The organism is Herpetosiphon gulosus, assembly GCF_039545135.1.
GTDB lineage: Bacteria > Chloroflexota > Chloroflexia > Chloroflexales > Herpetosiphonaceae > Herpetosiphon > Herpetosiphon gulosus.
Genome location: NZ_BAABRU010000016.1, coordinates 22,818 through 36,394, shown reverse-complemented (window position 1 = coordinate 36,394; position 13,577 = coordinate 22,818). Strand labels below are relative to the sequence as shown.

Genomic DNA, 13,577 nt, shown 5'->3' with positions numbered 1-13,577 from the left:
AGGCAGCCATTTTTAGCACGACTCCCTGCAACCCTGTATAATAGGCTCAAGCTTAGCTAGGGAGATCAGGCATGATCGCATCGGTACGGGGTGTTGTGCAATTGATTGGTCAAGATCAAGTGGTGATTGATGTGCATGGGGTAGGTTTGGCCATCGCCGTACCGCGCACAGTTTTAGCAACGATTGGCGCGATTGGCGATACCGCCCAGTTGTATACCCATTTGCACGTGCGTGAAGATATGCTGGCCTTATTCGGATTCAGTTCGCCAGCCCAACGTGCGTTGTTTGAGCTATTACTTGGAGTTAGTGGAATTGGGCCCAAAGTTGCTTTAGCGCTGCTCTCGGCGGCTACCCCCGAAGAATTGCAACATGCGATTGCCCGCGAAGATATCACCATGCTCTCCAAAGTGCCAGGTATTGGCAAAAAAACCGCTGCCCGTTTGGTACTCGAACTCAAAGGCAAATTTGGAGTAGCCACAATTAGCCCGCAACTCAGCACCAACCCAGGCCTACTGGCACTCAACACCGAACTGATCGATATTTTGACCAGCCTTGGTTATAGTTCGACCGAAGCCCAAGCAGCCCTGAATGCGCTCCCTGCCGATGCTCCCGCCGACACTGAAGAACGCCTACGTTTGGCCTTGCAATATTTTGGTGGGGTATAATAAATGGCGGTGGAATGGCCAATAACATCCACCGCCAAACCCAATTATTGAATTTTACGAATTTCCTGCACTCCGTTAGCATCAAGTGACTTAATGCGAATTAAAACGCGCTTACCAATCCGCATATCTCTTGAATTAACTGAGCCCAGGGGCATCGCTTTAAATTCTGTATCACGATTATCAAGCTGCACAATCCAATAACGCCCAACTTGGTCTACCAACTTACCCCAAACATCATTACCAACTTTAAGTGGCTTTTCGGGCTTTTTTGGCTTAATCAGGGGCCGATTGATTACGCGCAATGGGGTGGGCAGCACTGGACGCAACCGATACTCATTGACTGTTTCGTCGTAAGCTCGCACAGGATCACCAATCACCCATTCTTCAGTGACCTTACGCTCAATCTCTAAATAACGCACAACTTCAGACCATGGCCGTGGCTCAGTTTGGCCAAAACGAGTCGTATCCCATTCGAGCATGGCGAGCAATTGTTGAATGCGTGGGATTTGGTTAAATTCACTAAAGCCGCGCTCTTGCTCACCGCTGTGCTGCAAAATATAGGCACAAAAGGCTTGCTGCTTAGCCAGCAACTGCTCATCAAGCCAATCGCGTTCAGCTCGCAGCCAATTATGCTGGCTTGGGTTAAACAACTGGCTATAACGGGCTTGACGGTTGGTTGTAGCAATCTGATAGTTAATCGCAATTGAACCAAAACCAAACGGCTTGCCCATGCCCAGTTTCAGGCGATAGTTGGGGCTAGCCGCTAGTTCAAGCACATAGATCAAGGCTCCTAGCTCAACATCGCTCAGATTTTCAAAAGCTATCTGGAATTGAAATTCAACCCCCGATTTAACTGGCCGCATGCGAGTGCTCTGGGTTGAATCAGCACTAACATCAGGTTTATGCCGATCTTGGGCAGCAAATTGGCCATGATGCCAGTATTGTTTATAGCCACGAATGGTTGTGTCATTGCGATCATCGCCATAATGGCGCAACGATTTAAGCTCAGTCGCATCTTGGGTCAAGTAGTGTTGGAAGGTTGTAGGTTTGGGCGAGGCTAAAACTGGCGGGGTAATCTCTGCATCCCATAGTTCTGCATCAGGAAGTTGTTGATTAACCAGTTTGGCATCACTAAAGCGTAAGCGGCTGGCATAACTCGTAATCTGGGTAGGCGCATCATTGGCTTCGCGATGCACAAAACCAAACATGGCCTCTGCTAGATCAACTGGCGGCGCATCAGCACCACCAGTATGCAAATGGTCTGGAATCAAATCGTAAGGGCTATGGGTGTAGGGCAAGCGAAACATCCCCGCTCGCCCGAAAAAGCTAACCTGCTGTGGTTTATAGGGATCAACAATAAAGAATACAGGATCTCCATTGGCAAGTTGGCCCTTACGCTCACGCAGGCCAGGCTGGCGCGGAAATGCTTGCGTTTGCCATTGGCTCAACTGATCTTCATCATGAAAACGTTGGAGTTGCTCATTCTCCAAGGGAAATACCTGTGATGGTACTTGCTGAATTAAAACATATTCATGCTTTTTACTAGGTACATCGCCAGTAATTACTAAGGTTGCTGGCAACCAACCATCACCTTGACGTTGGTTCAGGCTCATTTCGGCAATTTTGTGATTATTGCGCGGCTTGACCCAAATTGTTTGAGATTGATAACGCTCGTTGGGAAGTTTGGTACGGCGATAGTTGGTATAGCGTTGTCGAATATGCTGTTCTAAAACAGTAATTGGGATTTTATAAAATTTGGTTTCTTCAATCACCCCACCATCACGCTGCAACCGCAAAAAACCCGCCCGAATTTGGTTGGTCATACGCTTGCGGTAATGTTCCCCAAGGTTGGTTTTATCAACGCTTCGAAAAAATAAATACTTGCGGGTGACCAAATCGATTTTGCTATGGCTCACAATTTCGACCAAGCTGCGCATTAAACCGCGTAAACTACTGCCAGGAATGACTGCGCGTTGACCAGGCGAGGCAAAGAAATCGGGTTTATTTTTGGTCGGAGCCGTGCGTGCTTCATTCGATTGCTGTTGCTGCTCAACTTCTAGTAGCGAACGTTTGAATTCTTCAGCAGTTAGCCCACAACGCACATATAACGGGGTTTCAGTTTTGAGGGTACAAGTAATTGTGCCGGTATGCCGATCGGTAAAATATTGATCGTGGCGCACTAAATATTGAGCCTCTTTTGGTTGTAGATTAACATTCTCTACTACAACGCGCTGTTGTTCTGAAACCACTTCAGCAGGCACAGCTTTTTCGGGCAGTGGAATAAAATTATAGGGCGCAAAAGCCTCACGTTGGGCAGGAATATCATGCAAATGTTCAGGAACGGTTGCCATGCTCAATCTCCTTAGCACTTAATTCGACTAAACGGCTGGCTCGAATATAGGCGGCTCCAGTATTGGGATCAAAATCTAAAATATGGCGTACCAGCAAACGAGCTGGTCGATGGTTGGGCTGTTGGGTAGCATTTTTAACAATAATCGGGCCAAAATACCGTTCCTGCGGCTCAAATACCAAGGGCAAGGTATGTTGCATGCCTTGAATCCCATCGGCCAAGGTAGTAAACCCTGGTGGAGGCGCGAATTCTTGCTCGGCAGGATCGGGGATTTTCGTTCCCCATAGCATTTGATATTCATCGATATAGTTGTCTGATTCAGCAGGATCAGTCGGATCAGTCGGATCAGTCGGATCTTTAATCACAGTTGCTTGCCAGTTGCTCCCATTATGCCAAAGCGATACTTCGGCTGCGAGGCCAAAGATGCGGCATTGTTGTAAGGTTTCAAAGTTGAGTTTTGCAGAATCACAGCCTAACAGGAGTTTCGATTGCTCAAATTTGCCCCAGATGACACAATCAAGGCTATGCGCCAGCAACCATTGGCAGTTGTAACGTTCGGCTTGAGTTTTCAACCATTCGATCAAATTACTATGTTGATCAATTGACAGTGTTTCAAACATAGCGTACCCCTACTTTATCCAAGAACGCATTCACATAGGCTTGTAATTTTTCAGCAGTTTTTGGCTCAAGCGTTAATTGGTCGCCAGCTTGGCGAAACTGATAATCCTCACCGTTGATCCACAGTGTGAATGAGCGCCCAGCCAATACACCGCGCCCGATACTTTGTTCGCCACCCACGGTCAAATCACCCAACCACAAATCTTTTATCACCAATACGAGCAAGCCAAGATCATAAGCTTCAAACTTTTCGATCGTAAGATCGAGTACAATCTGCGTTTCAGATAAGCCCCAAACAGGTTGTTCAGCCAATAAAGCGCTGGGATATGGCCCGCCCGTAAAGCGATCAACCGCGATCCGCGTTTGAATATAATCGATGTCTGCTTGGTGAATTAAACTATCATGAAAACGCACCCGACTTTTTTGAGCCTTACTGGTTCGGGCCTTAGCATCAGTTGCCACATAGCCAAATAATGCTTTGATCAATTCATCAGGCTCGAGCAGAGTTTGAGCGTTGTTTTTGAACGTCGCCAAAATCTTCTCAGCTCGATGGCGCATAATGCCAGCCCAACTTGTGCCAGGGATCACCGGACACGCGGTATCATCAGCCCAACGAGTTTCGAGGTAGCGATCATCAGGTGCATAGGGATCACTGCTCGCCGAACGAATGAGCAATGATTGATCAAGTCCAAATTCAACCCGAATCTGGCATTGACTTCGAGGCAACTGAGCGAGTGGCAAATTTAAGCCTGCCGCGATACTTGGGCCACTATAGAATGGTTGTAATGGATGATCACGATCAAGCTCCAGCCACGGTTTTGATAGATCATCTCGCTTAAGCTCCAACCATTTCAGCATTTGCGCAGGATCAGTCAAGCGATAATGCCAAATTTGCCAATTGGTGACTTTGCACAAGCCTAGACCTCGCTGTTTGCGCATGCCTAAGGCAATCTGTTCAGTTTCTAAGCCATACAATGCCTGAGCCAATAGTTCAAGTCGCTGTTGATTATGATTAATCGAATCATCCCACATTGGGCATTTCTTTTCAGCATCGAACGGCACTTCATGCAGTAGCTCAAAATACAAGTCGAAGCATGTGCCAGCAGGCAACAGCTCTAGATCGTATTTGGCTCCGGCGCTAGCAGTACGGGTGGCTCCATCAATTCGCACTCCATCGCGTACCATCGATAAAACAATCGTGGTACTCAGCGCATCGCTTACCAAGAGGGCACTTTGATCCCCCTCACTAGCTTCATGCGATAATTCTGCCCCAAATAAAGCAGCAGCATCGTAACCAAATTTCTTCAAATAGGCTCGCAGTGCCCCAGCAATCGAGCTACCTGGAATTAACGCCCGAGCCTCAACCAAATCGCGCAACAAAGCCATATCGGTTGGTAAATCGCTTGCTCCATTGCTAACCAAGGTGGGCGATTGCAATTCGAGCCGTCCATGAATCAACGTTCGTGCAAAAATATAGCGGGTTTCACGGTCTTGATAAAGTAATTGGGCATTGGTAGGCACTATAAAATCAAACGCCATCTCAACCTCGCTTTTTCAGTAAAGGCTGTTTGCGAGCCATTGTTACAATTGCAATAATCAAGCGGGCATGGTATTCCAAAGCAAGTTGGGGGGTGAGTTGGGCCAGATGATCACCAAGTTGTAAGCGCTCAACCTGCCAAAGCTCAAGTAGCTCAGCAATGTCAAGTTTCAGTAGCGTTTCCAACGATTGCCCATTAGCCAAGCTGGTTGCGTGTAAATGCTGACGAGCAATTTGAGCAGTTTGATCAATTGTTTCTCGAAATGTCGCAAAAACCGAATCAACCGAGGTATTCGCTGTTTGATGCAGCGCCACAGTTTGAATGTTGGTTAGTAAGGCTCGGCACCATAACTCAACTCGCCCAAATAAACTATTGCGTGAATCCGCTTGACGCTTGATTTGGTAATCCCCAATCAACTCGATTAACCGTTGATCCAGCCGTTGGCGAATCAAGCGTTGACCCATCAGGTGCAACAGTTTGCTCGATTCATCAACGAAGAAGCCGGTTTGGGTAGATTTTATCGGCAAAAGCCCACCGTTCGAGTTAATGCTCGGCTGGTTGTTTTGCAGATTAATTACATGCCCTTGCAGCGCTGCATCAAGGCTAATGCGGCCAAAACCTTCGTTGCGCCGTTCGCCAATGCCTTGTTCGACGAGGGCTGGCCAATCGGCACGTGCCTGCTGCCAAACCAACACACTGCCAGCAGCTACGGCTGGAGTTTGTGGCAAGGGCAAGCCCCACGTGCGATTAAAACCACCAAGCACGGTATAGCGTAATTTTGAGGCTTTGAGATCAAGTTGGCCTGCTTGTAAGCCAAAACTAGCTGCCAAACCAGTTGGGTCAGCCCCAATCCGACCATATTGGCCATATTGATCGCGAATAATTGCATCACTCAGTAAGGTCATTGTCACGGTTTCAGTCGTTGGAAGTGAATTGGTTGGAGCATACGGTAATTCATGCCACGTTTGATTATGCTCTAGCTTGATAATCTGACTCTCGCCATAGCCAGCACTACGCGCTTTGCCCATATATAAACGTGGTTGATCACGCAATAATGCTTCCAGCACCTGCAGATCAATAGAATCACCAAGGATAACTGCCCGAAAAACCTGATTCGGAGCAATTGCCACATAGCGATACACCGCACCACTGCCACGTAAGCTGCGCCCCTTAGCCCGATTACGGGTGGTGTGAATATTCAAATGGCGCACGGTATCGAAGGTATAGTGCTCGCCAAACCATTCATATTTTGGCTCTTTGGCTTTTTTAGTTTCAGATTCAGCAACTGCTTGATCCTGTAAATCGAGCTTCTGAATCATTGGGAGCATGCGCTTGTTCGTAGTTGATTCAAGCGGGTAGGCATGTAAAAAGCGCACCTGGTTACTAAAAAACAACTGGTTACCTAGATCAAGTTGATACTCAGCACCTTTTGATTGTAGATAACGGCTAATTAATGCTCCACGCAAAACACTGCCTGGAATATAGCTAAAACTGGTGGCACTATTGGGGTCGCCTTCAAGCGCACTGACCAAGACTGGCTGCTTTGTAACTAAATCAACAATCAATGCATTCATGCAGATTTCTCCGTAAACTGACGCAACCTTGTTGAATCCAGTGGGTTACCTCGTTGATCAAACAGGCGACATTCAACCTCGCCACGGCCACGATTGCGACTTGTACCAAGATGACGTAGGGCATAACAACCAGCCAGCAAGATTGCTTCTTGCGCTTGAGACAGAGATGGACAGGTAATCGGGCTAATAAATGTGGTAGTCCGCAGAATCACCCGCATTGCCCGTAAGGTATAGTCATCGGCAATACCTTCGTCATCAATCTTGGTTTGGCGGCGCACGCCAGTTAGACTGGTTAAAACCTCATGGGGCTTAAGTTGCGCCTGTTGGACTGCCACACGCACTGGATCGGGGAGACATGCATCGCCAACTTGTAATAGGCCTGTGGCTTTAGTTGTACTGCCACCAATTCCAAAAAGCGTATTGCATGCTCGCTGCAACGCCTCACCATTGGGATGCACGGCGATTAAGTTTTCGCACTCCTCACGCCATAATCCCTTCAAGGTGCGACCACGTAAATAGGGCAACCCAAAGCTATCCTGTTCAACTTCCACATCAACCAAGCCCGCAATGCCATCGCCACGGCCAAAGGTGGCATCACTTTTCAACTCAATTTTTAGATAATAGCTCGTCATTCTGCTACCTCCCATGATTCAGCCAATGGCGGATAATGCTCCATAAGTTCAATTACATCAAAATAGAGCGCAATCTGCTTAGCAGGTGATCTCGATTTATCCAGATCATCAACGGCCCACGCATCCTGATGATCTAAACCAGCGAACTGGGGTAAAGTCAAAGGAGCGCGTAAATTAGTTTGCCACTGCTTAGTAGCCTGAGAACCTTGACGGTTGATATCTTGAAAGGCAATTAATTTATTCCGTCGTTCTTGCCAAATCGGGCTAAAACCTTGGACTGACTGTTTAACATTCGCCCATGTTCGCCATGTTTGAGTAGTCTGATCAAGCATCACTGGCCGCAGCGTCAACGATTCAACAGTGCTTAGGCTGTATTCTGTATACCGCAATGCTTCGAGCTTATCAATGCGGCCACTTGGCGCAATTTGCCAATCCATAGCACTAGCTTGTTTCTGCGACACAGCCTCGCTTAGTTGCTTAGCCGAGGCACATAGTTCATCAGCCAAATCATAGGCACGAGCAAATGGATAATGGGTGCGAAAAATCGTAATTCCAGCACAGGCACTAAGCTCATGTGGAAACGAACTGGCTTCTTCAGGAAAAGCTTGCTTCAATTTGGAAAGTAATTCCTTGCTCTGCCGCGTAAATTCGTCTAATAATCGTGGAGTCACATGAAAAGCTACACGAGCATCGCACACAAACGTAATATCATCGCCGCCATAGACCAGCGGGCGCAGTGGAAAAAATGGATTGTCGGTATCACGATCAATCTCTAAGTGATGAGTTAATTCTTTGAAGGTATCATTTGTAATAATGTTGCTAAGAAACTCCACTGATTTATTCATCGCCAAAGCACCCAAACGATTAATTAGCTGCGAAAGAGCACGATAAAAGTCAATATAGCGCTGATTTATCGTTTCGATCTCGGCCAAGCTACGAATCAGATTGCCAATCCCATTACCATCAGCATGAACAACTGCCAAATAGCTATATTTACCAGTTGTTCGACCAAAATCATCAAAATCACGAGGAATACTATATTTTTTATTAATTTCCTCAAATGCATTTATTCGCTGAAGCAAGTCATTCATCGCTGGGTCACCGTGATCATCAGCCTGTGAGGCAAACTGGATTTTAGCCATGATCTCGCGGGACATAGGATAATCACCTGGATCTTGCGGAACCCCAGCAACCTGATTCCCTTGTTGAGTTGCCACCAATCCAGTTGATCGACAGGCAACTGTCACACCTAAGCCAAGCGTAGCGGGTGTGGTGTTATAGGCATTTTGCGCCCGATTAACATCAGCCTGGGCTTGTTTGATATAACATTTAATATCATTGTTATCAAATTTATAGTCAAACTCAGCAGACATGCCAACCGCAAAGCGCAAGCCAGCTGCCTTTTTGAGCATATCGAGGCTATACTGGCGTACCCATTGTTGAGCATGAGCTTTAGCATAAAATAAAATACAAGCATGCCCACCACCAGCAAAAATCACCTGCGCCTCAGTTGCTGGTGGATCAATCCAACCTTTAATAATCCCATCTGGTTCGCTCGTAGCCAGTTTGATGCTATAGGAAGCGCCAATATTCTCACGGAGACGGTTACTACTAAAAATATACTCTTGAATTCCACTCGTCTTGATATATACAACCACTGCGTTTGTTTGGGTCATACCAATACCCTTTCTACTATCGACAAACTATTGATAACCGCCGGATACATCTGATAATAGCAAACACCACCTTAGCTAATTAATTAGCTTTTGTGGCTGACACAATCTTACAGTTATAATGGTACGGTTGTAAAGGTTAATTTTATACCAATACCCCATCAGTCAGGCTCAATCTAGGTCATTGGGCTATACCAAACATAGGAGTATCACGAATGATTCTCGTTAGGATGGCCGTAAGCTAGCGCTGGCATACTACAAACAAATCCTTCCTCCTCACACACACTCTTCTCTCCTACAAGCGGCCCAACTGGGCCGTTTGTAGTTTTAAAAGCTTATAGAGCTTGTCAGGAATGATAAAATATCCATAGCAAGTTCTATCACTATGTAAAAAGGAATTTTAGATACTCTTGTTCGAACTTTATCTTAGCTAGCATGAGGAGCCTTATCGATGCAAAATGAAGCAGAATCGCAACCATCATCGCTTCCCCAAAACAGTGACGATCCAAATCAACCGTCTTCAGTCATTAATATAGATAATTCTCCAGTTGGGGTTGTCGCTGGTATCAATTATGGAACTATAACAACCAACAATTTCTATAACTCTGAAAAGAAGCTTCTTGAAAAATCTCCACCAAGAGTTTGGTTACCAACCAATAAGAGCGAGTTATGTCAATATTTTGAAATTGAGCTAAATTTACGTGGCATTGTTACACGCAGCGAATATGCCACAGATTATGATTATTATGTCGTTTGGTTCAATGAATGCGAACCTGCTCAGCATGATCATATCCAATTACCATGGATTCAAAACAATATCGCGCAACAAAAAGTCGTTTTTACCGAAAATCTAGCCTCGATTCATCCAGCTTACCAATATATATGCAAAAGTCTCGTTAATTCAGATCAGGGTAAATCAATCGATAGTAAAAATACTGCCCAAGCTCATGCCAAAGCGCTTGCCAAGCAGCTTATAGCTGATAAATTTAAGCACAATTCCAATGCTCTAGCGCTTGAATTTCAATCAGAACGGCCTTTTAACCCACCAATTGAGGCCGATTTAGCCCTTGATTGGTATGCTTATCAACAAAATGTTAATCCGAAGGCTGATACTTGGGAACGAGGACAAGAAGCATTATATGATCTCAGAGAATGGATTGGTGATGTCCATCCATTAACCCTAAGTACAAAGTGTTTAGGCTATTTTCCTGCCTTACTCTTCGGTTCAATTTTCTATCGAACATCAGCATATAAGCTCAAAGTATTAAATTATGATAATGAGTGGCAACTTTCAATCCATGCAAATCCATCAGATCGTTTAGAGTATAGTATGCATACTTTTGATGAAAACTTAACAAATTGCATATTAAACATATGCATCGTAAACTCACAGCCAAGCAATTTAGTAATCCAAGAAATGAATATCTATAGCAGTAAATATATCAAAGATATCGGGATTATTATCAGTATTTACCCAAAAGATCATCATATTTTAGAAATTACCGACTCAAATCAAGCTTCAGAAATTGTTAGTTTTATTATCTCTACAATTAGCAAATTGCCAAAACGCTATCAGACCTATCAATTACTTATTTCAGCACCAGTCGCCTTAATCGTTTTATTAGGACAACGCCTCAATGGCTATCGGTCGTGGCTCTTTCATGAGCATATAAAAGCAGCAACGGAACCAACAGAACCCGATTGTACTTATCAACTAATCAATTTCCCAATCATCGCGCAGGCTAATCCAAATCGCTAGATCAGCTATGGCACTCGTTAATTTAACTGTAAGCTAGTGCTGGCATACTACAAACAAATCCTTCCTCCTCACACACACTCTTCTCTCCTACAAGCGGCCCAACTGGGACGTTTGTAGTTTTAGCCATAAAAAATCCGACTAGCTTAATTCAGCCAGTCGGATGCCAAACTTGAGTATGCTTCGATTAGGCTAGGCGTTGTTGGCGAAACATCTCATACAACACAATGCTGGTCGCCACCCCTAAATTCAGTGAATCGCAGGTGCCAGCCATTGGAATACGCACCAAGGTATCGCAGACGCTTTGCTCGCCAACCGATAAACCCAAGCGCTCGCTGCCCATCAGCAAAATGGCGGGGCTTGGGTAGCTAATCGTTTGGTATTCTTGCTCAACATCGGGAGTCGTGCCAATCACATGATAGCCATTGGTTTGTTTCCATTGGGCAAATTCATCGAAGGTCGTGCGCACCATGCGTAAGGCAAACAACGAACCCATGCTGGCGCGAATCGCCGCTGGATGATAGGGATCGGTCGTGTCGCCAATCAGAATCAGGCCTTCGCAACCAACTGCATCACAGGTACGCATAATTGCGCCCAAGTTGCCAGGATTACCAACTCCGTTCAAAGCGACCCAAGGTCGATCAACCAATTGAACATTGCTCAACGGCTCTTGCTGCAATTTGACCACGGCCCCGATGCCTTGCAGATTTTCTTTGAATGAAATGCCTGCAAAGGCACTCGCCGAGAGTTCAACCATCTGTTTGGCAGCTTTGCGCAAAGCGCTGACAGTGCCAGCAGAATGCTCGGTGCGCGAAAGCAATTCTAGAGAGATTGCCCCAATTTCCAGTGGCAAACCAGCATTAATCGCTTGGGCAACGATTCGCGCACCTTCGATATAGTAGGTTCCCGTCCGATCGCGAGCATCGCGCGAGCGCAATTGACGAATTTCTTTGACAATATCGGGCAAAACGGTTTGCTCCAGCTCCATGGTTGGTTTTTGCCCTTGCGGCGCAGGTTTATGCGCTTGATGCGAGCGTTCTGGGCGTTTGGCAGGTGGTCGCGTAGGGCGTTGTGGGCTTGTTGGCGGGCGTTTAGGTTTATTCGATTTACGGGTCATGAGCGCTACTTTCTCCCACAGTAGCAGCATAATCGCCCACTGGGGAATGTATTTTAACCGAAAAAACCAACACCCGCCAAACATTCAGCCTAGAGCAACCAATTACTCGGCGATTTCGCGGTATTCAAACCAATCGAAATCGGCCACAGTTTGGCTAGTTTGGCCTTGACTACTGGCATACAAGCCAATCACTGTGCCCACGAAACCACCAGCAACCGGAGTGCTCAAGAAGCGGCCATCAAGATTTTCGAAGACTGGTTGCCAGGCATCGGGCTGCTCAGCCACAAAAAAGCTATAGTCTTGACCATAGGCCACAATCCGCAAATAGCTGCGCTGGCTGGCAATTGGCACTTGCGCCAAATATTCTTGCTCGCCATTGCGACAAACAATCAGGCTTGCCTGCTGCTCACCAGTAATCACAAATTGCACTTGATAGTTATGATTTTGAATCAGCACCATGCCTGCTACTTCTTGCGGTTGTTGTGGCTGAAACTCCAGCACAGTTTGTGCTAAGAAGTTCATATGTTGCTGCCGTCGCCCAACAAAGCTGGGGTTGACCATTTGATTGATTTGCTCAGGTCGCAGCTGCATGCGCAACCAACCAGCCCGTTCGCTCAAGCTCCACCATTGCGAACGCGGCGTGCGCAAAAACATCCAGTACATGGCCAAACTATCGCCATCAAAATGGTCGCAGGCAGCTTGAACTGGCCAGCGTTGCAGCGGCAAATCAGGCGCAGGGTAGCTCAATTCAACCTTACCAGTACCCGGGCTAATCAACGGCCAACCTTGTTCCCACTGAACCGGAGCTAAAAAGGTTTCACGCCCAAGATTATAGAAACCGCCACCATATGGGCGCATCGCTAGCAGCACTAGCCACCATTCGCCATTTTGGGTTTGCACCAGATCAGAATGGCCCGTGCCCATCACCGGATAATCGCGGCCAAGTTGGCGATGGGTCAAAATTGGATTGGCTGGATAACCTACATAGCCTTGGGTCAATTCGCTGCTGCGGGCAATCGTTACCGCATGATTGTATTCCGTGCCAGCCTCGGCAATCACCAAATAATACCAATCATGAATTTTGTAAAGATGTGGCCCTTCCGTCCAAATCACACCGTTGAGCGCTCCCCGCCACAGCACCGATTGTTCACCAATCAATTGCATTGTCGTCAAATCAAGCTCTTGCAGCCAAATTTCGCACTGACCTTCGTATTCGGGGTTGGCTTTGCCACGATTGCCCACATACCAAGCCCGACCATCTTCAAAGAAGAGCGAGGGATCGATTCCATCAGCATCAAGCCAATAGGGGTCTGACCATGGCCCAGCTGGTGATTGAGCGGTCACGATAAAATTGCCATGACGCTCTTTACCAGCAATCAAGGTGGTAATCATGTAAAATGTGCCAGCGTGATAGCTGATAGTTGGGGCAAAAATTCCTGCTGATGGATGAATTTCGTCGAGGTTGAGTTGCGAGGGACGATCTAAAATATGGCCAATTTGCTGCCAATGTACCAAATCGCGGCTATGGTGAATCGGCACGCCTGGAAAATATTCAAAGGTCGAGTGAATCAGATAATAATCTTCGCCTACCCGACAAATTGCTGGATCTGGATAGAAGCCCGGCATAATTGGATTGTGAAAGTGGCGTTGCATA

The 13,577-nt window shown here is 46.5% G+C and carries 10 protein-coding genes; 2 read left to right on the top strand and 8 right to left on the bottom strand.

The window, feature by feature from the left end:
• Nucleotides 1-71: 71 nt before the first annotated feature.
• Nucleotides 72-665 (top strand): Holliday junction branch migration protein RuvA, encoded by a 594-nt coding sequence (gene ruvA / locus ABEB26_RS19795; protein ID WP_345723784.1) that lies wholly within the window; start codon nucleotides 72-74, stop codon nucleotides 663-665.
• Nucleotides 666-709: 44 nt separating this feature from the next.
• Here the strand turns inward: ruvA and ABEB26_RS19790 are convergent, their stop codons facing one another.
• The 6 genes from ABEB26_RS19790 to ABEB26_RS19765 are packed head-to-tail and all read right to left on the bottom strand — an operon-like array spanning nucleotide 710 to nucleotide 9,053.
• Nucleotides 710-3,016: a TIGR03986 family type III CRISPR-associated RAMP protein gene (locus ABEB26_RS19790; RefSeq protein ID WP_345723783.1), complete on the bottom strand. Its 2,307-nt coding sequence runs from the start codon at nucleotides 3,014-3,016 to the stop codon at nucleotides 710-712.
• A complete protein-coding gene (csx19, locus tag ABEB26_RS19785; protein WP_345723782.1) occupies nucleotides 3,000-3,635 on the bottom strand; it encodes a type III-D CRISPR-associated protein Csx19 in 636 nt (211 codons plus the stop codon). Before csx19 ends, ABEB26_RS19790 begins: the two co-directional genes overlap by 17 nt.
• Nucleotides 3,628-5,172: an RAMP superfamily CRISPR-associated protein gene (locus ABEB26_RS19780; protein WP_345723781.1), complete on the bottom strand. Its 1,545-nt coding sequence runs from the start codon at nucleotides 5,170-5,172 to the stop codon at nucleotides 3,628-3,630. Before ABEB26_RS19780 ends, csx19 begins: the two co-directional genes overlap by 8 nt.
• 1 nt (nucleotide 5,173) lies before the next feature.
• Nucleotides 5,174-6,745, bottom strand: coding sequence for an RAMP superfamily CRISPR-associated protein (locus ABEB26_RS19775; RefSeq protein ID WP_345723780.1), 1,572 nt, complete (start codon nucleotides 6,743-6,745; stop codon nucleotides 5,174-5,176).
• Nucleotides 6,742-7,377: an RAMP superfamily CRISPR-associated protein gene (locus ABEB26_RS19770; protein ID WP_345723779.1), complete on the bottom strand. Its 636-nt coding sequence runs from the start codon at nucleotides 7,375-7,377 to the stop codon at nucleotides 6,742-6,744. Before ABEB26_RS19770 ends, ABEB26_RS19775 begins: the two co-directional genes overlap by 4 nt.
• Nucleotides 7,374-9,053, bottom strand: coding sequence for a Cas10/Cmr2 second palm domain-containing protein (locus ABEB26_RS19765; protein ID WP_345723778.1), 1,680 nt, complete (start codon nucleotides 9,051-9,053; stop codon nucleotides 7,374-7,376). Before ABEB26_RS19765 ends, ABEB26_RS19770 begins: the two co-directional genes overlap by 4 nt.
• 448 nt (nucleotides 9,054-9,501) lie before the next feature.
• Here ABEB26_RS19765 and ABEB26_RS19760 point away from each other — a divergent pair, with 448 nt between their 5' ends.
• Nucleotides 9,502-10,809 carry an SAVED domain-containing protein gene (locus tag ABEB26_RS19760; RefSeq protein WP_345723777.1) on the top strand — a complete coding sequence of 436 codons (1,308 nt, stop codon included), beginning with the start codon at nucleotides 9,502-9,504 and terminating at the stop codon, nucleotides 10,807-10,809.
• A 184-nt stretch (nucleotides 10,810-10,993) separates the two neighbouring features.
• Here ABEB26_RS19760 and ABEB26_RS19755 read toward each other — a convergent pair whose 3' ends face one another.
• Together ABEB26_RS19755 and ABEB26_RS19750 are read right to left on the bottom strand one after the other, a co-directional pair.
• Nucleotides 10,994-11,923 (bottom strand): TrmH family RNA methyltransferase, encoded by a 930-nt coding sequence (locus tag ABEB26_RS19755; protein WP_345723776.1) that lies wholly within the window; start codon nucleotides 11,921-11,923, stop codon nucleotides 10,994-10,996.
• A gap of 102 nt (nucleotides 11,924-12,025) precedes the next feature.
• A complete protein-coding gene (locus tag ABEB26_RS19750) occupies nucleotides 12,026-13,576 on the bottom strand; it encodes a glycoside hydrolase family 43 protein (protein WP_345723775.1) in 1,551 nt (516 codons plus the stop codon).
• Between the last annotated feature and the right edge of the window lies 1 nt (nucleotide 13,577).